Origin of the sequence: Bartonella krasnovii, from assembly GCF_003606345.3 — a bacterium.
In the GTDB taxonomy this organism is placed as follows: Bacteria; Pseudomonadota; Alphaproteobacteria; order Rhizobiales; family Rhizobiaceae; genus Bartonella; species Bartonella krasnovii.
Window position 1 is genome coordinate 466,660 of sequence record NZ_CP031844.2, and the last position, 25,375, is coordinate 492,034.

20 protein-coding genes are annotated in these 25,375 nt (G+C 37.6%); 5 read left to right on the forward strand and 15 right to left on the reverse strand.

Annotation, left to right across the window (positions count from 1 at the left end; genetic code table 11):
• Window positions 1-68: 68 nt before the first annotated feature.
• The 8 genes from pepN to thiC all read right to left on the reverse strand — a co-directional run bounded on the left by pepN (window position 69) and on the right by thiC (window position 9,010).
• On the reverse strand, window positions 69-2,696 hold the full coding sequence (gene pepN / locus D1092_RS01865) for an aminopeptidase N (protein ID WP_120121935.1): 2,628 nt from the start codon (window positions 2,694-2,696) through the stop codon (window positions 69-71).
• Window positions 2,697-2,765: 69 nt separating this feature from the next.
• Complete coding sequence (locus D1092_RS01870) at window positions 2,766-3,605, reverse strand: uracil-DNA glycosylase (RefSeq protein ID WP_120121936.1); 840 nt, start codon at window positions 3,603-3,605, stop codon at window positions 2,766-2,768.
• Window positions 3,606-3,911: 306 nt separating this feature from the next.
• On the reverse strand, window positions 3,912-4,670 hold the full coding sequence (locus tag D1092_RS01875) for a hydroxymethylpyrimidine/phosphomethylpyrimidine kinase (RefSeq protein WP_120122750.1): 759 nt from the start codon (window positions 4,668-4,670) through the stop codon (window positions 3,912-3,914).
• Window positions 4,661-5,266, reverse strand: coding sequence for a thiamine phosphate synthase (locus D1092_RS01880; RefSeq protein WP_120121937.1), 606 nt, complete (start codon window positions 5,264-5,266; stop codon window positions 4,661-4,663). Before D1092_RS01880 ends, D1092_RS01875 begins: the two co-directional genes overlap by 10 nt.
• Complete coding sequence (locus D1092_RS01885) at window positions 5,266-6,036, reverse strand: thiazole synthase (RefSeq protein WP_120121938.1); 771 nt, start codon at window positions 6,034-6,036, stop codon at window positions 5,266-5,268. Before D1092_RS01885 ends, D1092_RS01880 begins: the two co-directional genes overlap by 1 nt.
• A 5-nt stretch (window positions 6,037-6,041) precedes the next feature.
• On the reverse strand, window positions 6,042-6,239 hold the full coding sequence (gene thiS / locus D1092_RS01890; RefSeq protein ID WP_120121939.1) for a sulfur carrier protein ThiS: 198 nt from the start codon (window positions 6,237-6,239) through the stop codon (window positions 6,042-6,044).
• A gap of 3 nt (window positions 6,240-6,242) precedes the next feature.
• The gene (gene thiO, locus D1092_RS01895; RefSeq protein WP_120121940.1) at window positions 6,243-7,193 is read right to left on the reverse strand and encodes a glycine oxidase ThiO; all 951 of its coding nucleotides are present in this window, start codon (window positions 7,191-7,193) and stop codon (window positions 6,243-6,245) included.
• Complete coding sequence (gene thiC, locus D1092_RS01900; RefSeq protein ID WP_120121941.1) at window positions 7,190-9,010, reverse strand: phosphomethylpyrimidine synthase ThiC; 1,821 nt, start codon at window positions 9,008-9,010, stop codon at window positions 7,190-7,192. Before thiC ends, thiO begins: the two co-directional genes overlap by 4 nt.
• A gap of 1,368 nt (window positions 9,011-10,378) precedes the next feature.
• Here thiC and D1092_RS01905 point away from each other — a divergent pair.
• Window positions 10,379-11,353: a tail fiber protein gene (locus D1092_RS01905; RefSeq protein ID WP_120121942.1), complete on the forward strand. Its 975-nt coding sequence runs from the start codon at window positions 10,379-10,381 to the stop codon at window positions 11,351-11,353.
• Window positions 11,354-11,616: 263 nt separating this feature from the next.
• Here D1092_RS01905 and D1092_RS01910 read toward each other — a convergent pair whose 3' ends face one another.
• The 5 genes from D1092_RS01910 to D1092_RS01930 all read right to left on the reverse strand — a co-directional run bounded on the left by D1092_RS01910 (window position 11,617) and on the right by D1092_RS01930 (window position 17,972).
• A complete protein-coding gene (locus tag D1092_RS01910) occupies window positions 11,617-12,423 on the reverse strand; it encodes a heme ABC transporter ATP-binding protein (RefSeq protein WP_120121943.1) in 807 nt (268 codons plus the stop codon).
• Window positions 12,420-13,499: a FecCD family ABC transporter permease gene (locus tag D1092_RS01915; RefSeq protein ID WP_120121944.1), complete on the reverse strand. Its 1,080-nt coding sequence runs from the start codon at window positions 13,497-13,499 to the stop codon at window positions 12,420-12,422. Before D1092_RS01915 ends, D1092_RS01910 begins: the two co-directional genes overlap by 4 nt.
• Before the next feature lie 20 nt (window positions 13,500-13,519).
• Window positions 13,520-14,443 (reverse strand): heme/hemin ABC transporter substrate-binding protein, encoded by a 924-nt coding sequence (locus D1092_RS01920; RefSeq protein ID WP_120121945.1) that lies wholly within the window; start codon window positions 14,441-14,443, stop codon window positions 13,520-13,522.
• An 11-nt stretch (window positions 14,444-14,454) separates the two neighbouring features.
• Window positions 14,455-15,498: a hemin-degrading factor gene (locus D1092_RS01925; protein WP_120121946.1), complete on the reverse strand. Its 1,044-nt coding sequence runs from the start codon at window positions 15,496-15,498 to the stop codon at window positions 14,455-14,457.
• Between the two features lie 260 nt (window positions 15,499-15,758).
• A complete protein-coding gene (locus D1092_RS01930; RefSeq protein WP_120121947.1) occupies window positions 15,759-17,972 on the reverse strand; it encodes a TonB-dependent hemoglobin/transferrin/lactoferrin family receptor in 2,214 nt (737 codons plus the stop codon).
• Window positions 17,973-18,215: 243 nt separating this feature from the next.
• Between D1092_RS01930 and D1092_RS01935 the strand changes: the two genes are divergently transcribed.
• Complete coding sequence (locus tag D1092_RS01935) at window positions 18,216-18,995, forward strand: energy transducer TonB family protein (RefSeq protein ID WP_120121948.1); 780 nt, start codon at window positions 18,216-18,218, stop codon at window positions 18,993-18,995.
• 1,014 nt (window positions 18,996-20,009) lie between these two features.
• Here D1092_RS01935 and D1092_RS01940 read toward each other — a convergent pair.
• Complete coding sequence (locus D1092_RS01940) at window positions 20,010-22,088, reverse strand: lytic transglycosylase domain-containing protein (RefSeq protein WP_120121949.1); 2,079 nt, start codon at window positions 22,086-22,088, stop codon at window positions 20,010-20,012.
• A 249-nt stretch (window positions 22,089-22,337) separates the two neighbouring features.
• Here D1092_RS01940 and dapA point away from each other — a divergent pair, with 249 nt between their 5' ends.
• Window positions 22,338-23,222: a 4-hydroxy-tetrahydrodipicolinate synthase gene (gene dapA, locus D1092_RS01945; protein ID WP_120121950.1), complete on the forward strand. Its 885-nt coding sequence runs from the start codon at window positions 22,338-22,340 to the stop codon at window positions 23,220-23,222.
• A gap of 18 nt (window positions 23,223-23,240) precedes the next feature.
• Window positions 23,241-23,717: an SsrA-binding protein SmpB gene (gene smpB / locus D1092_RS01950; RefSeq protein ID WP_120121951.1), complete on the forward strand. Its 477-nt coding sequence runs from the start codon at window positions 23,241-23,243 to the stop codon at window positions 23,715-23,717.
• A 24-nt stretch (window positions 23,718-23,741) separates the two neighbouring features.
• Here smpB and D1092_RS01955 read toward each other — a convergent pair whose 3' ends face one another.
• A complete protein-coding gene (locus D1092_RS01955; protein ID WP_120122751.1) occupies window positions 23,742-24,410 on the reverse strand; it encodes a uracil-DNA glycosylase in 669 nt (222 codons plus the stop codon).
• A gap of 564 nt (window positions 24,411-24,974) precedes the next feature.
• Here D1092_RS01955 and rpoZ point away from each other — a divergent pair.
• Window positions 24,975-25,373: a DNA-directed RNA polymerase subunit omega gene (gene rpoZ, locus D1092_RS01960; RefSeq protein ID WP_120121952.1), complete on the forward strand. Its 399-nt coding sequence runs from the start codon at window positions 24,975-24,977 to the stop codon at window positions 25,371-25,373.
• Window positions 25,374-25,375 lie beyond the last annotated feature (2 nt).

Genomic DNA, 25,375 nt, shown 5'->3' on the forward strand with positions numbered 1-25,375 from the left:
GGTGATCGAAATGTTTTTAGAATTTATTTGAAAGTATTATAATATATTAATTTAAAATATTTTTTACTTCAAGTAAGCAGACGATTGATGATATCAGCGACATCACTTGATAATTTTGGCGCAGCAGCGATTGTTTTTAATTCAGTTTCAAGTTTTTGTTGTCGAATGGGTTCTAATTGCCGCCAAGAACGCATCATGGTTAATAATCGTGAAGCAAGCTGTGGATTTTTTTTGTCAATTTCTAAAATGATTTGGCAAAGAAAATGATAAGATGCTCCATCCATTCTATTGAAACCTGTGGGGTTATGAGAGGCAAAGACACCGATCAAGGACCGTACACGATTAGGGTTATCCTTTGAAAATAAGGGGTGTTGCATGAGCTTTTGAACATTCTCGAGTGTTGATGCGCCAGCAACTATTGCTTGAATAGAAAACCATTTATCCATGACCAAAGGGTCATGCCGATAGCGGTTTTCAAAATCATTTAAAGCATTTTGTGCCTGCTCACTTTCATTAAAATGCTTTACGAGAATAGCAATACTCGCCATTCGGTCAGTCATATTATCAGCTCTTGCATATTGTGTCGCAGCGCGGTTTGGGACAGCCTCAGCAATGGAAAGATAATCCAGTATGATATTCTTGAATGCTCGCTTTCCAGCTTGTTCAGTATTTGGTGAATAGGGCTCTTGGGTTTGCATTTGTTCATAGAACCTTGCTAAGAGCTCTTGATGATTTTGTGCAAGTGAAGCTAAAAACTGATTGCGAACATAATGAATACGATCTGGGTCAACATTTTTACCGATTGTATGAGCAAGTTCAACCTCACTTGGTAAATTCAAACAGAAAGCACGAAATTCAGGCTCTAAGCTTTCATCTGTTAGGATCGTTTCAATCAGCTTTAGCAAAGCAGGGGGGAATGTTGCTTTTGCTTGTGTTTTATCTTGAATACTTTCAATCAAAGCTTGTGTCATTAATTGATTAAGAGACTGCCAGCGATTAATATGATTATCATCATGTTGTGCAAGAAAAATAAGTTCGCTTTCATTGAATGGCGTGTGTAGAATGATTGGCGCAGAAAAATCACGCAGCAGTGATAAAACGGGTTTTTCACGCAAGCCTTTTAATGTAAAGGTTTGGCTTTCTTTGGATAATAGCATAACATCTGATTGAATATCTGTCTCTGCTTCATAAGCGAGGTTTTTTCCATTAGATCCTAATAAGCCAAATGCAATAGGAAGAAGCATAGGCTTCTTTGTATTTTGTTGTGGGGTTGCGGGAATATGTTGCTTTGCATGAATTGTTAAAACACCATCATGATAATGACTGTCGATTTCTACGTTGGGGGTTCCAGCTTGTTCATACCACAGCATGAATTGAGAAAAATCACGGCCAGATACTTCAGCAAAACAGGTGATAAAATCTTCAATGGTACAAGCTTGTCCATCATGACGTTGAAAATAAAGATCCGTGCCTTTACGAAATAGAGAGGGGCCTAAAATCGTTCGTATCATGCGGACAACTTCAGCACCTTTTTCGTAAACCGTTGTGGTGTAAAAATTATTAATTTGGCTATATTGACGAGGACGGACAGGATGAGCAAGAGGCCCTGCATCTTCAGCAAATTGCGTAGCCTTTAATGTTTTTACATCTTCAATTCGCTGTAGGCTGCGTACATTTTGATCTGATGAAAACTCTTGATCACGATAAACAGTGAATCCTTCTTTTAAGCAGAGTTGAAACCAATCGCGACAGGTAACACGATTACCGCTCCAATTATGGAAATACTCATGAGCAATGACGCGTTCAACATTTCTATAATCCTGATCGGTTGCTGTTTCAGGATCGACAAGAACATATTTATCATTAAAAATGTTAAGACCTTTGTTTTCCATTGCTCCCATGTTAAAGTCTGAAACAGCAACAATATTGAAAACATCAAGATCATATTCGCGCCCGAAACATTGCTCATCCCAACGCATGGAACGTTTGAGCGCATCCATTGCATAAGCAGCGCGTTTAGTTTTTCCTTTTTCTACATAAATACCAAGCTCGACACGTCGTCCAGATGCAGTTGTAAAATGGTCTTCTAACTTATCAAGATCACCACCTACCAAAGCAAAGAGATAAGATGGCTTGGGATAAGGATCTTCCCAAACGGCAAAATGGCGATTATTCTCTAAAGTTCCTGTTTCCACGAGATTACCGTTTGAAAGTAAGATTGGGATTGTTTGAGAGTCTGCTTCAATTTTCACTTTATAGGTAGAAAGAACATCTGGACGGTCGTAAAAGTAAGTCATACGACGAAAACCTTCTGATTCGCATTGTGTGCAATAAACACCATTTGAAAGATAAAGCCCCATAAGTTGGCGGTTGCTTTCAGGATTGACTTCCGTAACCAATTTCAATGTAAAGGGAGCTGCTGGTGGTGTGGTAATTTCTAAACGTGAAGGGGTAACTTTATAAGTGTTTGGAGCTAATATTTGACCATTAATTGCAACAGAAATTAAAGTAAGATCATCGCCTGAAAGTACAAGAGGTATTAATTCTTTTGTTTCGTGACGGGGTTCAATAGACAATATAGCTGTAATATAGGTTTTTGTTGGTGCCAATTGGAAAAAAAGTTGTGTTTTGGGGATAGCGTAAGGGGTTGGCTGGTAGTCTTCCAAACGATAAATAGATGTTACTGGCTGTTCCATAGTTTCTCCCATTCCTATTTTTAGAGTTAAAGAAGGTATTTAATTTTAGCGTCAAAGAAGATTAAAGAATTAAAAAAGGTTATCGAGGCGATTTTTTACTTCTAAGAAGTCTATCCATGTAAGCTTCTTTTGACTAGGGGTTCTAAGAAGGTAAGCAGGATGGAAAGTTGGCATAACAGGTATTTTTATATTATCCTCACTTTCATAAATATGCCATTTCCCTCGTGTTCGAATAATCCCACTTTGAGATCCGGTTAGAAACTGTGCAGCAACGCCTCCCAGTGCTATAAGCACACGAGGACGTGCTAAATAAATGTGCCGTTCAATAAAAGGGCGGCACAAGGCAATTTCTCTTGGTGTTGGTGTACGATTTCCTGGTGGACGCCAAGGAATAGTATTGGCGATGTATACATTATTTCTTGTTAAGCCAATTGATGCGAGGATTTTATTCAATAATATCCCTGCTTTTCCTACAAAAGGAAGTCCTTGTATATCCTCTTCTCTTCCTGGAGCTTCGCCTATAAGCATCAAAGGGCTTCCTGCTGTTCCATCTGAAAAACAGGTGTTTTTGGCTGTTAATTTTAATGAACAGCCATTAAATGCAAGAAGAGCAGACTTTAATTCATCAAGTGTCTTTGCATTTTTGGCACTCTCTATAGCCGTAGATTCGTTTTGTATAGCCCTCAAGTTATGGAGTGGATGATGATCTAATTTTATGGTTGGAGATGTTTTGGGGGATGTTTGTTGATTATGAGAAATGTTCACAACAGGTGCTAATTTTCTCTCTGAACAAGCAGACTGCTTAAAACGATCAACCGGTAAATCTGTCAGAACAGCATCCGCACCACTCTCTTTATAAAAGTTTAAGAGTTCTTCATAGGAAATTGAGCACGGCGTTTGGTTTAACATTTTATTTTTTCTAATGATCTAACAGTTATAGATCAAAAAAATTATCCTTCAAGAATTGGCTTAGATCCGTTATTTTAGCTTTTTAAACAAATGAATTCCCTTATGGTAAAAGAACTTTCACTTTTATGCAAGTGATTAAATAATAAAATCTTGATCATTATATTTATATTTAATAATGAATAAAGCTTATGTTTTATATTATTTTATAATAAATTTAATTATAAAATAATATTTTATATTTTATTTATATATATAATATTATTAATAATAATACATAAATATTACTTTTATATAAACTTATATTATTTAAAAACTATTTTTACAATGGGTTGAAAGCAATGTGTGGGTGTATGCTTTTGCTTTTTTTACAGCTGAAATAAGTGATTCATTGAGTGCTAAATGGGCTGCAATAGCACTTGAGAGAATACACCCTGTTCCACGCATTGTTCCTTTTAAACGTGGAGCAGAAATATTGATAACTTCCACTTTGTCAATGAAGCTATCAATTGCAAGAGGTCCTTCGGCATGCCCCCCTTTTACTAAAATAGAACGAGCGCCCAATGACAAAAGTTTTTTTGCTTGTTGTATTGTCTCTTCATGATGAGATGCCAGTGGGGTTTGACTAAGAAGAGCGAGTTCATTTCTATTGGGTGTTAAAAGAGTAACATATGGGAGAAGCTGATTGATCATAATTTCTATGATTTTTTCCGTAGTTAGTTTTCCTCCTGATGAGGCAACCAGTACAGGATCAAGAATAACGGGAATATGGGGATAATCTTTAAGCACATTACAAATTGCTGCTATAATTGCTTGATTTCCTGTCATGCCAATTTTTATTGCACTGACTGGATGGGCTTCTAGAGCACTGCGCATTTGTGCGGCAACGAGTCTTTCACTCATTGGAACAATTTCAGCAACGTGATAATCATCTTGTACATTGACACAGGTAATGGCTAAATTGGCTTTGATGTGAAAATATGTTGCTGTTTCTATATCACGGACAATGCCAGCACCTCCTGTTGGGTCAGTGCCAGCCACAATAAGAATAGAAGGTGTCAACGCCATGCTTGTGTCACCTTTATCCATTGCTTTACACGCTGTTCAGGTTTTTTATGGAGGATAATATCGGTCACAACAGCAGCACTATTGGCCCCTGCTTTCAAAACACCAACCGCGCGTTCTGGTGTTAATCCGCCAATGCCGACTAAAGGTAAAGTACCAATCTGCTGTTTCCATTGTTTGATTTTTTCTAATCCTTGAGGCTTCCATTTCATTTCTTTTAAAATTGTTGGATAAATAGGACCAAGAGCAATATAGTCAGGGTGAGCAGAGAGTGCTATATCCAATTCTTGGTTATCATGGGTGCTAAGACCAAGTCTTATCCCATTTCTACGAATTGTAAGAAGATCAGCATTACGTAGATCTTCTTGTCCAAGATGAATAAAATCGCATTTTTCATCAATGGCTATACGCCAATGATCATTAATAATTAACTGTGCCCCCCATTGATCACAGATGTTTTTTGCACGCCTAATATGTTGACTGATTGTTTGAAGGTCTTTGTTTTTCATACGCAATTGTATGAGTTTGACACCAAGAGGAACTAAGTGTTCAACCCAATCAGCATTGTCAACGATGAGGTAGAATGGATCCAATTTCATCAAAATACCGCTTTACCAATAACGGGTGTTGAAGGAACCGCTACGTTGCGTGCTTCGAGAAGTCCTGCTTTATATCCCATACGCCCTGCCTGAATAGCTTTAGAAAATGCTTCAGCCATTAAAACAGGATTACCTGCTTTAGCAACTGCGGTGTTAAGAAGCACTGCGTCATAGCCCAGTTCCATAGTAACAGCCGCGTGGGATGGACGCCCAATGCCAGCATCAATCACAAGAGTGGTATCAGGAAGGTAAGCACGAATAGAACGCAGTCCATCGATATTATGAGGGCCTTTAGCAGAGCCAATAGGAGCGCACCAAGGCATAATGACTTGGCATCCAACATCGAGAAGCTTTTCAGCCACAATGAGATCATCAGTTGTATAGGCAAAGATTTTAAAATCTTCACTGTTTAAAATTTTTGCTGCTTCAATTAAAGAAAAAACATTGGGCTGTAAGGTATCGTGATTACCAATAATTTCGAGTTTAATCCAAGAGGTTTTAAAGAGGTCTCGTGCTAAATGGGCTGTCGTCACCGCTTCTTTAACAGTGTAACAGCCTGCGGTATTGGGAAGTATCGTTATATCGAGCTCTTGAAGAAATTGCCAAAACTGCCCCCCTTGTTTTTCCCCTGCGCTTTCTCGACGTAGTGAAACGGTTATAATTTCTGTACCAGATTTACAAATAGCATCACGCAGAATTGCAGGGGAGGGATATTGTGCTGTACCTAACATAAGACGGGATGAAAATTCACGTCCATAAAGATTCAACATAAATATTAGCCTCCTTGCATTGGGCTTAAAACTTCAATTTTATCTCCCTCATGCAAGACAAATTGGCTTCGCTCACTTACAGGAACAACTTCCGCATTAACAGCAGTTGCGAGCCAATTTCCTTCATACCCCAATTCTACAAGTAAGAGATTGAGAGAAGTGGCTTCTGTTTGAATTTTTTCACCATTAACAAAAATTTGCATGTTTTATTCCAATGCCAATTTCACCGCGCGTTTTGCCATTTCTGGAGACAAAAGAAAACCATGTCTATAAAATCCATTTATAGAAATATGATTACCATATTTGTATACAGAAGGGAAGTTATCAGGATAAGCGGGACGAACCCCAACACCAGATTCAACAATTTCTGCTTCAGCAAAAGCAGGGTGCAATGTATAGGCAGCGTTAAGCAATTCCATCATTGATCTCACGGAGATGGCACCATCAAAGTTACTTTCAATCATCGTTGCGCCAATCATAAAAATATTATCTTGTCGCGGAACAATGTAGAGTGGGATGCGTGGATGAAGAAGACGAATTGGGCGAGAAAGTTTAATATCCCTACAGCGTATGAGCAGCATTTCACCTCGAACACCGCGGATATTTTTGTCTTTTCCCAAACGGGCTATACCTGTTGCATCAATGATCATATCAAAATTTATTTCAGATGTTTTGACATTAACAAAACATGCACCGTTTTTTATCAGGTTTTCTTTTAAAGCAATGAGTGCTTTACGAGGATCAAGATGGGCTTCATTTTCATAAAAAAGCGCATGGTTAAAACGTTCTGCAAGATCGGGTTCAAGACGCTCTATTTCTTCACCGTTTATAATTCTATGATGATGTGTCCGCGCTGAAAATCGTTCGAGTTCTACCTTATCTCGTGCTGGTGCGACAACTAAAGTTCCTTTTTGTATAACAAGATCTGGAAATATTTTGCACCACCATTGTATGGCTTGTACACCAAGATCTTCAACTATTTGCTCAGCATTTTCTCTTTCACAATAAGGCGCTAGCATTCCTCCTGCATACCAACTTGCCGTTCCTATAGGAGAAGCAGGAGAGGCCGATACAGTAACATGAGCTCCTTTTTGTTGTAACATAAAAGCAACCGTTAAACCACCGACCCCCGCACCTTTGATAAGAATATTCTTCAACTGTTAACTCTCTTTTTTTGAGGTGCTTCGACATAAAGGTCACCGCTTTCTTGATATTTTTCAGCCATAGCGACCATACCTTCACCTTTTGCCTTTTGGAGTGATGCAGCATCACGAATATCATGAGAAATACGCATAGAACAGAACTTTGGTCCACACATGGAACAAAAATGCACCAATTTATGGGCATCTTTAGGCATTGTTTCATCATGAAAGGCACAAGCTGTTTCTGGATCAAGAGAAAGGTTGAATTGATCATACCATCTAAAGTCAAATCGTGCACGTGAAAGAGCATTATCGCGTAATTGTGCTCTGGGCAAACCTTTTGCAAGATCAGCAGCATGAGCGGCAATTTTATAGGTGATGACTCCAGTTTTGACATCATTTTTATCGGGAAGCCCTAGATGTTCTTTAGGTGTTACATAGCACAACATAGCGGTTCCAAACCATCCAATCATAGCCGCACCAATAGCGGATGTGATATGGTCATAACCAGGAGCAATATCAGTAGTAAGAGGTCCCAAAGTATAAAAAGGGGCTTCATGACACAGATCGAGTTGCTGCTCCATATTTTCTTTAATTTTGTGCATTGGAACATGCCCTGGACCTTCAATCATAACCTGCACATTTTTTTTCCAAGCAATTTTTGTCAATTCTCCTAAAGTCTCAAGTTCAGCAAATTGCGCTTCATCATTAGCATCAGCAATAGAGCCAGGGCGTAATCCATCTCCTAAGGAAAGAGAGATATCATAGGTGCTCGCAATATCACAAATTTCATCAAAATGTTCATAAAGAAAGCTTTCTTTATGATGATGAAGACACCATTTTGCCATAATAGAACCACCCCGTGAAACGATACCCGTTATACGATCAATGGTCATCGGAATAAATGGTAACCTTAAGCCAGCATGAATCGTAAAATAATCAACCCCTTGTTCTGCTTGTTCTATAAGGGTATCACGGAAAATGTCCCAGGTTAAATTTTCAGCAATACCTTGTACTTTTTCGAGTGCTTGATAAAGAGGAACAGTCCCGATGGGTACAGGAGAATTTCGAATAATCCACTCACGGATATTGTGAATATTTCTCCCCGTCGAGAGATCCATTACTGTATCTGCGCCCCAACGAATAGCCCAAACCATTTTATCAACTTCTTCTGCCATAGAAGATGTAACGGCTGAATTGCCAATATTGGCATTAATTTTAACACGAAAATTGCGCCCAATAATCATTGGTTCGCATTCTGGATGATTGATATTTTGAGGAATAATAGCACGCCCACAGGCAATTTCATTCCGAACAAATTCCGCAGTGTAAATTGCTGGTATTTCTCCCCCCAATGGATTTAATTGTGCTTGTTGTTGATCTTTTATGGCTAACCCTTCATTTTCTCGTATAGCGACATATTCCATTTCTTCTGTAATAATACCTGCACGCGCATACGCCATTTGTGTAATTTCTTTGCCATTTTTTGCGCGCAAAATAGATCGTTTTTTTTCAAAGGCGGGTATAGGAGAGCTCGTTAATCCATTATCTTCAGGTTTAATTGGGCGTGCAGGATAAGGTTCAGTATCATCACGCTTAGAGAGCCAAGATGAGCCAATTGCGGGTAAACCTTTTGTAAGATCAATGATTGCATCTTTGTCGGTATAGGGACCAGAAGTATCGTAAACACTTAAAGGTTTTTCACCACTCCTATCGGTTAATAAAATTTCACGCAATGGAACACGCACATCAGAAAAAAGAGGACTCTGTTGATAAATTTTGCGTGAGGCGGGAAAGGGGCTACAACTGATTGATGGAATATTTTTTGGCACAAATTTTTTCCTTCTAAACACAGAGTTCAAAAACTAAGGTGTATGGGGATATATTCAAATGATCAATTATGTACTCTTGAATGAAGAAATACTTATAACACTTTATAGTCAGTGATCTTCAATAAAGCTTAAGAAAATTTATTTTGAAAAGATTAATGCAATATCTAAATAATATCTGCACTCCCCCATATAAACACTTTTGTTAGCATCGGTATGATTGGCTTAAATATGGACATTGTCAATCGCAAAGATATATTTTTAACGATTTTGGTATATTTTTTAAGAATGAAAAGAGGCATTATGAAGTGGTAAACTATAATATTAAAAAATTGTCTTTGATAGCTGAGGGGGGGGAGCAAAGGTTAAATCGATCGAATATTTTTATCTGGATTGATGAGGCAGATAAGTTAGAAAAATAGTTTGAAGAATGCTTACTTTGATATCGTCATCAATTAAGGAGAACACCAATAATTGCGTGATTATGTTCAGAAGGATTTATTGTTCTTGCAAAAAAAATATACCTATAATAAAATATATATGCAGGGAGAGGGCTGTTCTAAGTGAGGGAGGAGAACAGGCGGTTATAGGGCGTTGGTTTAAAAAAATCGGCGAGATCTATTCATAAAAGCGTGGGGGAGAAGTGTGTTTCTTATCCGGATCGGATACAACCTTTAGACTTAAGAAAAGTTTGTGATCTTTCCTTAGTATTTCAGTTCATTGAAGGTGAGAAGTTATTATATCAAATATATTCTCTATTACACATTGAGGTTGAACAGAAGTCTGTTCAAAAAATTGGTATTGATTTCGTAATACAAATTCAGAAATAAATTGAATGAAATAGAACAGAGTATCTTCATATAAATAAAAACAAAATGAGACATATAAAGAATTTGAAGCTAACTTTTGAATTTTTTTAATACAAATGATAGTCAAAAGAGAGATTTGACGTATTAAACAAATAAAATGTTTCATTAAAAATTTAAATCAGCAACTTTCTATGCAGATGACAAGTTATTGCATTTAATAATGGCTATATGAATCCAGATTAAGGGAAAGTTTGAACAGTATTTGTAAAACTTTGCAACAAGATCCAAGATTTTAAAATACAACTATATAACGATAGCCAAAATAAGATACCAAATAACATCAGATGAGGTGCTACATTACGCATTAGAAATGGAAGCATTAAGACTGATATTATGAAAAAAGCCTTATGAAATTAGCTTATTAAATTGAAAGGAGTAAAGAGAGAAGGAATGCGTAAAATACGGATGGTGCAGTGGTTATGATATACCAATGCGGTGGCATATTTTAGAGCACAGAACGAGAAATTATTAGAAAAACGATGAAAATAATGGGGGATTTATAATGTCGAATATTTACGATTGGTCGCTAAAGGCTGATGAAAATGCTCATTCAGATAATATTATTAATTGGTCAGAAGGACAGCCGCCTAGTTCTGTCAATGATAGTGCGCGGGCGATGATGCAGCGCGTGCGTGAATATCTTGCAGATAATGGTGGATCTATTGAATCAAGCTTTATGATCAATGCGGAAGATAAAACAACATTAATTACCTTAAAGACAGTTTCGCCAATAAAGAAATATAACAATGATATCATCATACGCTTTAAATCCCATGGCGTGAATATTGGCACAACGACAATAAAAGTTAATAGCATGGGAGAAAAACCTATCTATAAAGCGACGAATACAGGTGTTATACCGTTAGAAGGGGGAGAGCTACAAACAGACGGTATTTATGAAATGGTATATAATGGCAATATTCTAATGGAGGGTCGAGATGGTTGGTATTTATTAAACCCTACACCACCAAAGATAGAATTTTTTCCGGCTGGATTCATTGCAACATTTGCTATGCAAGAAGTGCCAACCGGTTGGCTTTTATGTGATGGTAAGGCCTATAAGCGTGAAGATTATCCGCAGTTATTTAAGGCTATAGGTGATAAATGGGGAAAAGGCAGTGAAACAACTTTTAAAGTTCCAGACTTTAGAGGTATGTTCTTGCGTGGCTTTGATAATGGTCGGGGTTTAGATGGTAATAGAAAATTTGCCGATGAACAACAAGATAGCATAAAATCGCATACGCATATTGGTGTCATTGAAGAATCGGGTGAACATACGCATGATTTTCAGTATAAAGGCGTTGGATGGCCAACTGGTAATATTGGGAGACTCCCGAATTATTATACCTATGATGCCACCTTGCAAGGGAAAACAGATTCTGCTGGTGCACATACACACAAGGTAACTCTTGCCCATACGGGTGAGGCTGAAACGCGCCCTGTTAATACAACAGTCGTCTATGCTATAAAGTCATGATTGGGGAATAAAGAATCTCTAGACATTTGATAATTTTGTTAACGCGGAGAGTAATTCCGCGTTATTTTTTTATATGTAAAGATGAAACCTATACGGTTCATATGATACCTGAAAGAGATAAAAAACAAATTTAAAAATAGAAGGAAAAAATATAATTATATTTTATCTTCTTAAGGCGCTCATTTAAAAATAAAACAAATTCTTGGATATTTGCGTGTTTATTTTTTTCATGGATTTTAATTTTTAGATTGAAGCCGATAGCTTTAAGATCTCATTTCATAGGAGGATGCTGTTTGAGGGAGTACAAACGGGATATCTTCTTTAGGCAATTCAGAAACGTTTAATGAACAATGATAAACATTTCGGAGATTTTGTGTTGTCAAAACGGTAGAGGCATTTCCTTCGCAATAAATCTCGCCCTCCTTGAGTAAGATCATGTTATCTGCATAATGTGCTGCAAGATTGAGATCGTGAAGGACAGCAAGAACGCCACCACCAGAATGAGCAAATTGTTTTGCAATGTCCATAACGATAATTTGATGTTGAATATCAAGGCTAGCAATAGGTTCATCTAATATCATCCAACGAGGAATCCCATTATAAATAGGTTTCCAGATTTGGCAAAGAACACGCGCAAGTTGTACGCGCGCTTGTTCTCCACCTGATAATTGATGATAATACAGGTTACCGTAATCAGAAAGGTCAACACGTTCTAAAGCTTCTTGGATAAGACTTTGCAATTCGGCTTTGGCAATAGTAATTTGGTTTACAGAAAGTCCAAGCCCTACAACTTCATGGACTAAGAATGGAAATACGAGCGTTGTTGATTGTGGTAAAACCGCTCGCATTTTTGCCATTTCATAAGTTTTTGTTTGGCGGACATCATAACCATTTAAGGTTATTTTTCCACTGTAAGGAATTTCTCCACTTAATGCTTTGACAAAAGTACTTTTCCCTGATCCGTTGGGACCGATAATGATGGTAAAAGCGCCACTTTTAGCTTGAAGATTAACGCGGTTAAGAATCTGTTTTTTTCCGCGCTGAACGCAAATGTTTGTCGCCTCAATCATGAAAAGTCTGTTCCTCGTTTGCATATAAGGATCCACAGGAAGAAGGGAGCACCGAAAAGTGCAGTTACGATTCCAATTGGCAATTCTGCGGGGGCAACAATTAAGCGTGCAAACGTATCAGCAAAAATAAGTAATGCTGCCCCTAAGAGAGCAGAGTAAGGAATGAGATAGCGGTGATCAGGACCAATGAGCTGACGTAAAATATGAGGAACAATAATCCCAATAAAACCAATACCACCACTGACAGCAACAGCACTTCCACACATAAGAGCAACAAGGGGAATAGCAATATTTTTAACGCGTTGAACAGAAAAACCAATATGACCAGCAACAGCTTCACCAAGCGCAAGAGCATTCAGAGCTCTTGATAAAAAGGGGGAGAAAAGAAGACCAACAAAGACGAAAGGGAGAACAAGCCATACTTTCAACCACGTTGCACCCGCAAGAGAACCAAGACTCCAAAAAGTGATATCGCGTAATTGTTGATCATTTGCGATAAAAATCAACGTTCCGACAACTGCACTGCTTAAGGCTCCAAGGGCAATACCGGCAAGCAACATGGTTGCAATAGAGGTAAAGCTATGATGCGTAGCTATTATGTAGAGGATAATCGTTGATAAAAGCCCACCCAAAAAAGCGCCTATGATAACTTTATACGGTTCTAGAAAAGGTGCAAATGAAATAGGAATGGCAAAACCTACAACAATAGCTAAAACAGCACCAAGACCGGCTCCTGCCGATACACCCACAATTCCAGGATCTGCAAGAGGATTACGGAAAAGTCCTTGCATCAGAACCCCTGAGACAGCCAAAGCTGCTCCGATCAATAGCCCTAAGATAACACGAGGAAGCCTTATATCAATAAATATGAGATAATCGCGTGTTCCACGACTAACAGAAAACTCTTGCGTAAACATGTTATAAAGAAAATCAAAGAGTGAAGTATTTGAAGCGCCATTTAAAAGCCCGCTCAAAATACTAAAAATGAGGAATATTATGAGACCAAATAAGAGTATTTTTCTTAAATTTTCACGCTTTATTTTTTTCTGTTTTTCTGTTTCAGATGCATAAATCATGGACAGCTTCTCTAGCAATTCTATCCGTTTTTATCGTTTGGGCCGTTTTTATCGTTTTTGTTTGTACCATAAAGCGTATGAATAAGTTCTCTTGATGCATCCGCAGTGCGTGGACCAAATCCTAAAAGATACATAGCATCCATTTGTTTAATAGCATGATTTTTGGCGGCAACTGTTGCTTTAATTGCTGGTATCGCTAAAAGCTTTTCAAGATTAACAGATCTTCCACTGTGTGTTATAAGCAAAATAACATCAGGATTTGCTTTCAATAACGCTTCGTTATTGAGAAGTTTATATCCTTTATAATCAGTAATGGCATTGAGACCACCTGAAAGTTTTATGATACCATCAGCCGCTGTATCTGTTCCAGATGCCATAACGCGTCCATTTTGCACAGACAAAATAAAAAGGACTCGCTTTTGTTTTGTTACCTTTGCCAAAAGAGCATCATTGTCTACAAAGTCACGGCTTATTTTTTGAATTAATGCAGCGGCTTGCTCTTCACGATGGATGGCTTTTCCAACGAGGCGAATTTTTTCTATAACACTTTCTCGAGAATAGTTTTCTGGTATAATCACGATAGGGATTGATGTTTTTTTGAGAATTTCAATTGTTGAGGGAGGCCCACTCCCTTCAACGAGTAAGATACCCTCTGGAGCAAAAGACAGAACACCTTCAGGTGAAAGAGCGCGCATGTAACCAAGCACAGGAAGCTTGAGGGCTTCTTTGGGATAAACACTTGTACTATCACGGGCAACAAGTTGATCTTGTGCACCTAATGCATAAACAATTTCTGTCAGGGAACCACCAATAGAGACAATTCGCGCATTTTCAGAAAAATGCGTAGTAGGTTCAGCAATGACATGTTGAGAAAAGAAGCTAAGAGAAAGCAGTATAAAAAAAAGAAAAAAACTTAAGCGTCTGCGCAAAAAAAGTATAAGCATATTTTATCTTTCTAAGCGACGACTAATTTTTGATAGGGAGGAAGAGACTTCAATAAAGAACGCCAATCCTCACGCTCTTTTTGACCTTCTTTGCGCAGTCCAAAGAATTGAACAATCATATCATCATTTTTATCGAAAACTTCAAGTGAACTGATATAACCATCACGGGTAGGTTTGCGAACATGCCATACACTAGCAATCCCAGACGTGAGTAAATGAAGGTCAAAATTTGGATCAAGAACATTAAGCCAAGGTCCCATTTGCTTAATATTTTTCACAGTTCCACTAAAAATTTGAATACACCCTTTATTCCCAACAAAGCACATAATGGGCAGTTCTTGCTCTGCGACTTTATTCAGCATTATTTCAACAGCATCTACCTGTAATTCATCGGCAAATTCATTGCCAGCATATTTTACAGCATGATGCCGATTAATTTTAAATTCAGAAATAATTTTATGAAGTTGGTGTACATCTGTCATTTTACGCCAACGATCCCGAAAATTATCAATATCCAATTCTGTTATGTCACACTGAACTGGAAGAGAAACAGGAAGAATGTCAAGAACAGAGGACTGATCTTCAAGAAGGAGATTTTCAACAAGTTTATCCCACTCTTCCATGTTGGTCATATCTTTAGAGTAGATTTTTAAAATAGCAACGCCATGCTCATCAAAGAATTGTAGACTTTTTGCAGGCTTTCCAAGGATGATGACATCATATTCAAAACCAAACTTCCATTGTTTTGCAAAAATACGCAAATCAATTTCACCCAGTGTAATAGGAATATGTTGATTTTGAACAATTTTTTCAAAACATCCTGTTATTTCGTGAACAGCATATTCATTGCGTGTTAAGACCATAACTTTTCCAAGCCGCGGAGCACTTTCCAAGAGGGTAGAAAGATTAGTTTGTAGTCTTTTTGCTTTTCCAATGGTACAATAGGCCGCAATAAGCTCCGCTTCGGATATACCAATCGAAACCGCAAAATCGCGGTTTCGCATTTCTTTTTTTTCTTCACGCAAACGAAGAATGATTTCAGCTGTATATGCCATGGACTTTACCTTTATGTTATCTAACTCAAAAACTAACTTTCAAACTCTAATTCCAAGGCAATAGATCAAATTCTTTTAAGAGTTCAATCTATCACAAAATAAGGCCCTACCGCTAAAATCGAACAATCAAAAAACGATAAAACGGAAAGAATTAAGACCTTTCTACAAAATCTTTGTAATTTTAAAGATATTGAAAATAGAAACACAATAACTAATCCTTTTATCGATACGACTCTTGATCTAATCGTTAACAGAAGTGACTAAAACTTTTGTACGAAAGATACCTTAAAGTTACGACCAGGCTGGCTATAATAATCCTTCGGAGCTATATTTTTATTCGCAATTGCATTTTTACCTGAAGGAAGATCTGAAGCATTCCAATATTTTGTATTGAAAAGATTATAAACACCGGCTCTTAAGATAGGTCCTGTTTCACCGAATGGTTTCCACCACCCCGTCATATCAACAACATGGTATCCTGGAATTTTTTGATAATCAGATTCTTTAGCTACTTTGTCACGTTTGGCTGCCAAAGTAAGAATAATATCGCCTCCCCAAACCTCTTTTGCATATCCTAATCCGATAACTGCTTTCAAAGGAGGAATCGAGTTAAGATATTCCTTTTTATCAAGATCTTTTCCTTGTGAATAGACAAGAGAAACATTGCTATGAAAATCATTTTTAAGAACTAAATGCGCCTTTGTTTCAACACCAAAAATTCTCACGCGTGAACGATTCATATAATGCAGACGTTTAAACCTGAATTCTTCTGACGGTCCTTTATCCTCGATATCTATGAAATTTTGATATTGGTTGATAAAGGCATTGAAAGAACCACCAAAACTTGCATTTCCATACCGTAGACCAATATCATACCCATTGCTTTTTTCTGGTTGAAGATCAGGATTTCCCTTTGTGTAATAAGCAGAGGGTCTAATATAAGAAACGTAAAGTTCTGAAATACGTGGTGCACGGAAAGCTTGTGCCCATTGAGCATAGAGCGTTATTTGATTACGAATATCCCACTCCATGCGTAATTTAGGAGAAAAGCTAGATCCATTTCTTTCTGGAGGAAATTTATCAGAAATTAGAGCTTTTTCATAAGCGGAGCTTTTTTGCGGGACATATTTGTACCAATCATATCGAATTCCTGGTGTTATCCGAAAATGATTATCAGCTAACCCAATTTCATCTTCAAAAACAAAACCCAAATTATAACCATTTGTGTCTGGTGAATCTGACCGATTAGCAGGCACCATAAAGCATCCCCGCGCATTTTCTTCTAAATGGCAATTATCTTTACCTAAAAAATAGTGATGAAATTTAGATGACGAAACATTAGCGGCAATCTTGAACGTATGGCTTACAGTGCTAAAATCGACTTTTTTAAGGGCGTCTGCATTGAAACCATAATTGATATTACGCAGAAAATTATCTCTCAAATAATCCCCTTTGGGTGTTCGAATACGAACACCAGTCATAGTGTCACGATCTAACTGCCTTTGCCAATAAAGCTGCCCACGAAAAACATCAACAATCGCATCGCCATCACCATTATAATTATAAGAAAGAGAAAGACGTTCACGGGATTTATTGTCCTTATTATAAACAGAACCTGGGACATATGCAGTAGGAGCAAGAGCGGAGAATCCATTCAAGGAATGCGTATTTATATCATAATTAAAACGTTCTGCAGTAAAACCAAGCCGATGATTATCACTCAAATATTGATGAATTTTAAAAAGTAAGTTATTCTTGTCAAACTGAGAAGGGTTTTTACGTGTACGCTCTTCATATCCTCCTTCAGTTCCCATATTCTTACGTTCATTCCCCCCCACATAAGATCCTTGTAAAAGCAAGAATGTTCGATAATTGCGCACAGCAAAAGCTTGATTGATGCGCCAGCTGTTATCAACAGAGTTATAACCACCTTTTATAAGGCTCCCCCAATTCTTTTCTCCAGTTATAAGGTCTTCAGGATTAAGGGTACGCAACGCAATTACTCCCCCTAAGGCGCCAGAACCATAAAGACTAGAATCTGATCCTTGAATAGTATCAAACGTAGAAAGAGCGTTGAAATCAAAAGTGGTGTTCCCACCACCACCACCACGCAATACATCATTAAACCAAGGAAGAGAAATACCATCCATTGTCGTAAGAACACGGTTCGCATCTAAACCACGAATAACAAAACTATTATTTTCTGAGTTATAGGAGACAGAAGGATTAAGACGACTCACATCATACTCATCAGCTACTTGTTTTTCTTCAATATTCTCGTTGGTTTTACGATCAGTTAGAATGGTTATTGAATTTGAAGCATCTTCTATTTTTTTTCCTTTAATAAGGATTGGTTTGAGCTCAGTCACAACATCCTTATCACTGTTTTGCGCAAAAACAAACGAAGGTATACAAACCGACAACGCACCTAAAATCACACAGCTCTTATGGATATTTTCTCGTCTTATTCGCATAACACATTATAACCTTTTTTTTAAAACATCCCCTCTCTAAGCTTGAAACTTTACATAAAAACGCCTGACTTAACCCTATCAAAAGTTAACCAACCAAGCAGGAATGATTTAACAATACAAAATCACGGAGGAACCATATTAAACATGATAAAATCAGTCAAGAAAAAAGTTGCAATTTCAAAACAGCTTGTTTTAATGAGATGAAATACCAATATTGCACTTAGAATAGCGGCGGAAGAAACGATGAACTTTGCAAATACGAGGCAGTTATCAGCTCTTTGGATTGGTGCATTTGTTGGCGCCCTTTCTTTGCATATAGTATTGGGCGCACAGTTTTATTTTCGAAAGACTGGTGTCAGTAACGGTACGCTCTCTTCGACGGTTATGCTAACTCTTGCCCAAGAGAGTCTCTATCTGAATGATGATATAGATTCGTCAAATCCAGATCATGATACAGATTTATTAAGTGTCAGTGCAAAATCAGAATTATTACAACCAGATCTTGCTGAGCAAGAGCCAGAGATAACGGAGAGGGTGGATGAAATTCAACCGGAAGAGCCGCAGCAGACTGTAGAAAAAGATGATTTTACAGAAAAGTCTTTGGAAGAATCCCTTCCTCACAAAGTAGAAGATAAAATATTTGAAAAAAAATCGAAACCAAAAACAGTTATCAAGAAAGCCCTTGTGAAGACTGCGCGTTCACTTACTGCTAGACAGAGAGGCAGTACAGCAGGGATTGAAGATATGGTGTTAATGGAGTGGTTAGCAAAAGTACAGTCGCAATTAGAAAAGCAAAAAAATTATGTTGTAGGACAACGTACCAGTCGGGCAAAAGGAACGGTGAAGTTAGAGTTTAGGGTACATGAGCGGGGTGGTATTTTTTCTAGCCGTGTCGTCGTTTCTGCCGGAGACCCAGAACTTGATCGATTGGCTATGGCAGCCCTTCAACGTGTCGGTTCTTTTCCTCCCCCTCCACCATCAAAAGTAAATAAAACGATTAGAGTATCTTTGATATTTAGCTGATTTTATGAAGGTTATCTGTTTAGATAATATATTGATTTAGAATGATTGCCCATCATTTTATAATGTGAATGAAATATAGTTTTTTCTGAATCTTTTTGACGTTGAATCAATCAAAATCATTCGCTTAAAGACGTCACAAGGGAGAACATGGATAAAAAGTTTTAGGAGTGAACATATTTCTTATGAATGCTCTAAATGAAAAGGCTGTTACAATATCAAGTATGGTGGTAGGGCCTTACTCTTATCTCATTAAAGGGAATATATCTAATCGATATACCATTTGAGAGGGTTTTTCATAAGTACTTTTCAGGTTCACTGTTGTGAAATGAACTTAAAAGCATTAAAAAATGCCTTTTTAAAATAAAAATAGGCATAAGAAATACATGCTATTTGGTCTAGATATTTTGTTTTATATAAAGGGGGCGAGCTTATATATAAAAATGAGATAAATAAAAGTTAAAGCTTCATCTTTATCCCTAAAAGATATTAATATGTTTAAAAGTTGTAAAGCTAAATGAAAAGAAAAGGTACGGGAGGATATTCTTTATCTTTAAGGTTGTCTTACTCAATGAGTCTATCTTTTTGCTTTTAGAGAGTATCCAAACAGCTATAGTAGTGATAACGCACCCCCATGGGATATGGAAATATTGTAATCAGAAAACACATGTTGTTGTATAAGATTTGAATGTTGATGAATAAGCAACAGTAAAAGGATGCGCTATTTATTTCACTTTTTTACATTGATAATTTCTATGATATTATCGTTTATGTCTTGAGAAGAAATAAACTATTTGCGCAACATGATGATTAATAATGATCATTCATTATTTTATATTTGGAATGAGAGCCCAGAATAGCGTAGAATTTTCTTATCTCAGCTCTATTGATACTGAATCGATTAAAATCACTTAACTTGTACATTAAAAGTGGGGCTTTATGTGGATACTTCTTTAGGAAGGAATAAAAGTTCTTTTAAGAGCTACCCGTATTTGAGAAAATTAAGGTATATTATTTTCATCGACCAGAAAGCAGGTCGGTTTTTATATCTATTTTCCCAGTGAGTCTTGCTTTGTAGACGCCGTAATTTTCCATAACGCGCATCACGTAATTCCGTGTTTCTGTATAAGGAATGCGCTCAATCCAATCAACGATGTTATCGAGAGATTTTCCTCGAGGATCGCCATAACGTTTTATCCATTCATTAACTCGACGGGGCCCCGCATTATAGCCAATGAGCGTTAGGATATAGGATCCATTAAAACGTTCCAATTGTTCATTAAGAAAATGGACTCCTAATGTTACATTATAATGAGTATCACTGCTGAACTTTTTATGAGACCATGCGATTGAGTATTTTTTTGCTAGTTCTTTTGCTGTTGTAGGAAGCAATTGGAGTATACCTTGTGCCCCTGCTTTTGATATAGCTGTTGGATTAAATTCGCTTTCTTGGCGTGCAATGGCATAAATAAGTGATTTTTCTTCTACAGAAATATGTGCAGAAGCTGGTATAGCGCCTAGAGGATGAGAAAGTGCCCCAACATTTTTCCCTTGAAAAACAGCCATTTTCCCGATTTTGAGGCTGGTATAATAGTCACCATTTTTTTCTGCCATAACAGCCAGAAGAGCTAATTCACCGGGGCTTTCTATTTTTTTTCCAAGTTCTCTATAAAAAACTTTAGCAAAATCAGCATAGCCAGCTTCTTCAAGACGTTGAATTGCTTTGATAGTTTTTCGTGCACTAAAATGTTGTCGCTCAGCGGTTGTTGGTTTAGGAAAGGAAATGTTAAGCCTTTTTTGATTGAGGCGTGCAGCGGCTAATTGACCATAATAAGTTGTACCAAAATGAGCAGCGCGATGAAAGTAATGCTGGGCATTTTTGTGTTCTCCTAGCGTTTCTGCTGTTCGTCCCATCCAGTAATATCCACGTGATGCAGAAAAAGGTAAAGAAGAAAGTTGAGGAATGCGTGAAAAGTGCTGCATTGCTAATTTAGGGTTATGAAGAAACCGTAGTGCGTACCATCCTGCATGAAACTCAGCATCGACAGCTAATGCAGATGTCATGCCAGTGTACATTGCAACGAGTTGATAAGCCATTTTAGGCTTGTTTAAATCGAGCATTTCGCGAGAAAGGGCGCGTTGTTCTTTCCACAATGAATGAGGGTTCATAAGATGGAGAACATCTTTGGATGTTTTCATCATGAGTTTTGCTGCAGCATCATATTGCTCTGTTCGCCGAAGATGACGCATTCGAGCAAACTGAAAGAGAGGATTTTTTTTCCATGCTCTTTCTACAGCTTGTAATTTTTGTGTTGCTCTAGGATTATTTTTTTCAACAGCCACAAAAGCATCAAAAAGAGATTGAGCATGGGCTAATTTTGCAACGCGTGCTGCTGAATCAAAACGATGTGCATACAGCATAAACTGCATGCGTTTTAAATGATCTATAGGTTTTAAGGCTGAAGCTGCATTTTTAAGAACAAACGCTTCTTCTTTTGCATTAAGCGGTGTTTTATGCCACCACGGTGCAATAACATGTTGGGCACGGGTGATTTGTCCTATTGTGATAAGCGCTTTAGTAAAGAGAGCCATACCTTGTGCGGTAAGAGGGGGATGATGCGAAAACTTTTGGATGATGGCGCGTGTGACATTTGTTTCGTTAAGAAAAGCACGCTCAGCATTGCGTTGCATCGTTTCTATACCAGGCCATCCTTTTAGCATGTTGATTGCATTATATATTTCAGAGCTTGGTATATTATCTTGGTTTGATAGTCCCAGCGCCCATGTCAAAATATAACGATCAAGGCTATGTTTTTCCAGCGAATTACGAAGACTTATTGTTTTTGCAATATTGTTGTTTGCAAGGGCATCTAGCCCAGCTTTTAGTTGCTTGAGTGTCGCAGTATTGTGCGAAGTCGTGTGTCTATGTTGAAGAGGTTCTTGTTCAAAGTCAAGGGCGCTAGGACGTGCTGAAGGGATTGGTGCTTTCCCATGTAAAAGAGGTGTTTGTGCATAGGCACTTGAAAATAAAATTCTTATTGCCAGTATAAGTGCAGTAAAGGTTGATACGAAAAGAGAGGTAGAAAACACACGCATAGAAAAGACCTTGAGACCTTGCTTTTTGTAAAAAACTTAAGGGTTTATAGAACACAAGCATGAAAAACGCGTTAATACGGACGGCTTATTTTAAAGAAATGTTCAAAATTTAAGGAGGGACATCTTCATTTTATAGAGGCTTTTTTTGAAATTCATCTTGCTTCAATAATAGAGCAAGATTATGCTCTATTTAAAGTTTATAAAGGCGATTATTAAAAAAATAAAAGTGAACATTATAGGGAGTTTATTATGCTCAAGGGAGCTATAACTGCGCTTATTACACCGTTTGATCAAAAGGGTGCAATTGATGAGAAAGCGTTTTGTGAATTTGTTGAATGGCAGATCACACAAGGGATTAACGGTGTAAGCCCTGTTGGGACGACAGGTGAATCAGCAACTTTAAGTCATGAAGAACATAAAAAAATTATAGCATTGTGTGTTGAGCAGGTCGCAAAGCGTGTTCCTGTTGTTGCTGGAGCAGGATCTAATAGTACAAGTGAGGCTATAGAGCTTGCACAATACGCGCAAAAAGCTGGAGCAGATGCCATTTTGGTTGTTACGCCCTATTATAATAGACCCAATCAGTCTGGTTTATATCAGCATTTTTCTTCCATTGCCAAGGCTGTTTCTATCCCGATTATAATTTATAATATTCCGGGTCGTTCTGTTATCGATATGGCTGTGGAAACAATGAGAGACCTTTATCAAGATTTTAACAATATCATTGGTGTTAAAGATGCAACGAGCAGAATTGAGCGCGTGAGTGAACAAGGTGAAAAATGTGGCAAAAATTTTGTACAGCTTTCTGGTGATGATTGTACAGCATTAGGTTTTAATGCCCATGGAGGTGTCGGATGTATTTCAGTTTCCTCCAATGTTGCTCCAAAACTTTGTGCAGAGCTTCAAGCCGCTTGCTTTCATGGTGATTATAAAACAGCAAGGGAATTAAATGATCGCCTCATGCCTCTCAATCGAGCTGTGTTTATTGAACCTAGCCCTGCGGGAATTAAATATGCTGCTGCAAAATTGGGTTTTTGTGATGAAACTGTACGTTCCCCGATTGTTCCATTAACAGAGAGTACCAAGAAGATTATTGATGCAGCCCTTATTCATGCAGGTCTTTTAAAAGCATAAAATAATATTGATAAAGCCATGAATAAAAAAAAGAACACGCCCGCACGGAAAATAATTGCTGATAATCGTAAAGCACGTTTTAACTTTGAAATTCTGAATAATCTTGAGGCGGGTCTTGTTCTCCAAGGAGCGGAAGTGAAGTCTTTACGTTCTAATCATGCTAATATTGCTGAAAGCTATGCTAGTTTTGAAAATGGAGAATTATGGTTAGTCAACAGTTATATTCCTGAATATACGCAAGCCAATCGTTTTAATCATGAGCCGCGACGCTTGCGTAAATTATTACTTTCAAAACGTGAAATGGCACGCTTTTTTAATGCAACATCCCGTGAAGGAATGACACTTGTTCCTCTCAAACTTTATTTTAATGAACGTGGGCGTGTTAAGTTAGAGATTGCTCTCGCTCGTGGGAAAAAACTTCATGATAAGCGTGAAACAGAAAAAAAACGTGATTGGGGACGTGAAAAAGCAAGACTTTTAAAAAGATATGGATGATCGGCTTGGATATGCTTTATTGATTTAGCATTGATCTAAGTACGTTTTTGCTGCTTGAAAAATTTGGTGAAACATAGCGTCTGTCAAGCGGCCAGTATTCGTGTTATAACGAGAACAGTGATAGCTGGAAAAGATGCGTAATCTACCAATGTTATTGATTGTGCCATGTCCAAAAGGGTGCGCTAAAACTTTTGCATTAAGAGCACGTATAGTTGAATGGTGTGCAATGGTGCCTAAGGTAATAACGGCTTTAAGTTCGGGAAGATTTGTTAAAAGAGGCGAGAAGAAAGAGCGGCACGTGTTAATTTCAGCACCGGTGGGTTTATTTTCTGGTGGAACACAACGAACGGAGTTAACGATTGCAGCCTCAATCAGTTCAAGAGTATCATCTGCTCTTTCTTCAAAGGTTCCTTGGGCAAATCCGAATTTTTTTAAAGTGGAATAAAGTAAGTGTCCAGCATAATCACCCGTAAATGGACGTCCAGTTCTATTAGCGCCACGTAAACCGGGAGCAAGACCAACAATGAGAAGACGCGTTGTGTCTGCTCCCTTATAGGGAAAGAAAGGGCGCACCGGTGCGTTATGCCAACCTGGTTCTTTCACACGCCAGTCAGCAATAAACTGATGGAGTCTAGGGCATAAATTGCAATTTTGGGGTGGCTCTGGGTAAATCGATGTTAATGGGGTATTCATGATGTTAAGCATTAATTGTTTTTTATTTTTTGAGTCTTTTATGGCGTATATGATGGATCATGTTTTGATAAAAAATTCAGAATATCAATAAACTTTTTTAGAAAAAAGTTTAATATAAACTTATGGCGAATGATGATGTAACAAGAAGCAATCTTTCAGTCATTTCTTCGATGAATAAGAGTGTAATATATATGATGTTTAAAGAAAAAAGTTCTATCTTTCATAAATATAGTATCATAAAAAATGTGCATAAAGCTTTTGTTATTGGAAAGGATTTTTAAGAGCTTGTATTTCTTTTAAGAGAATAAAGGCTCCAAAGAGATATTTTGTCAAGAAACACCTTTCTTTGCTCGAATCCAATCTATTGGAATTGTTTGAGGTGCAGCTTTGATAACGAGCATGAGAAGAATATATATTTTTCTATAAATTTACCAAGAGTTTTCTCAAATAAGTTCTTTAAGCAAAAAATATAAAAGTTTATATTGTTTTTCTTGTGTTTTATTTTGACTATTGTATATACTCCTCATATCCGCTATTAAATTTTTATTTGAGGAAGAGGCATAAATGGCCCGTGTAACGGTAGAAGATTGTATTGATAAAGTTGATAACCGCTTTGAATTGGTACTTTTAGCAGGTCATCGGGCGCGCCAGATTTCACAAGGTGCGCAAATTACAGTTGATCGTGATAATGATAAAAATCCAGTTGTTGCTTTGCGTGAAATAGCAGAAGAAACATTGTCGCCTGCTGATTTAAAAGAAGATCTTATTCATTCGCTGCAAAAGCATGTGGAAGTAGATGAACCAGAAATGGCAAGTGAGTTCATTACCCATTCAAGTGAAGCTGAGAGTGTTTTTAATACATCATCGCAAGAAGAAGGAGCTTCATTTGATCAAATGTCAGAAGAAGAGCTTTTAGCGGGGATTGAAGGTTTGGTTGTTCCAGAAAAAAGTGACGATTATTAATT

Bases quoted from the DNA above. Each gene is read 5' to 3' on its own strand.
- D1092_RS01905 (WP_120121942.1), top strand. From the start codon at position 10,379: ATGTCGAATATTTACGATTGGTCGCTAAAGGCTGATGAAAATGCTCAT.
- D1092_RS01925 (WP_120121946.1), bottom strand. From the start codon at position 15,498: ATGGCATATACAGCTGAAATCATTCTTCGTTTGCGTGAAGAAAAAAAA.
- D1092_RS01885 (WP_120121938.1), bottom strand. From the start codon at position 6,036: ATGTTGAATCTTTATGGACGTGAATTTTCATCCCGTCTTATGTTAGGT.
- pepN (WP_120121935.1), bottom strand. From the start codon at position 2,696: ATGGAACAGCCAGTAACATCTATTTATCGTTTGGAAGACTACCAGCCA.
- thiS (WP_120121939.1), bottom strand. From the start codon at position 6,239: ATGCAAATTTTTGTTAATGGTGAAAAAATTCAAACAGAAGCCACTTCT.
- dapA (WP_120121950.1), top strand. From the start codon at position 22,338: ATGCTCAAGGGAGCTATAACTGCGCTTATTACACCGTTTGATCAAAAG.
- D1092_RS01955 (WP_120122751.1), bottom strand. From the start codon at position 24,410: ATGAATACCCCATTAACATCGATTTACCCAGAGCCACCCCAAAATTGC.
- D1092_RS01930 (WP_120121947.1), bottom strand. From the start codon at position 17,972: ATGCGAATAAGACGAGAAAATATCCATAAGAGCTGTGTGATTTTAGGT.
- D1092_RS01870 (WP_120121936.1), bottom strand. From the start codon at position 3,605: ATGTTAAACCAAACGCCGTGCTCAATTTCCTATGAAGAACTCTTAAAC.
- D1092_RS01940 (WP_120121949.1), bottom strand. From the start codon at position 22,088: ATGCGTGTGTTTTCTACCTCTCTTTTCGTATCAACCTTTACTGCACTT.
- D1092_RS01910 (WP_120121943.1), bottom strand. From the start codon at position 12,423: ATGATTGAGGCGACAAACATTTGCGTTCAGCGCGGAAAAAAACAGATT.
- D1092_RS01875 (WP_120122750.1), bottom strand. From the start codon at position 4,670: ATGGCGTTGACACCTTCTATTCTTATTGTGGCTGGCACTGACCCAACA.
- D1092_RS01935 (WP_120121948.1), top strand. From the start codon at position 18,216: ATGAACTTTGCAAATACGAGGCAGTTATCAGCTCTTTGGATTGGTGCA.
- D1092_RS01920 (WP_120121945.1), bottom strand. From the start codon at position 14,443: ATGCTTATACTTTTTTTGCGCAGACGCTTAAGTTTTTTTCTTTTTTTT.
- smpB (WP_120121951.1), top strand. From the start codon at position 23,241: ATGAATAAAAAAAAGAACACGCCCGCACGGAAAATAATTGCTGATAAT.
- rpoZ (WP_120121952.1), top strand. From the start codon at position 24,975: ATGGCCCGTGTAACGGTAGAAGATTGTATTGATAAAGTTGATAACCGC.
- D1092_RS01880 (WP_120121937.1), bottom strand. From the start codon at position 5,266: ATGAAATTGGATCCATTCTACCTCATCGTTGACAATGCTGATTGGGTT.
- D1092_RS01915 (WP_120121944.1), bottom strand. From the start codon at position 13,499: ATGATTTATGCATCTGAAACAGAAAAACAGAAAAAAATAAAGCGTGAA.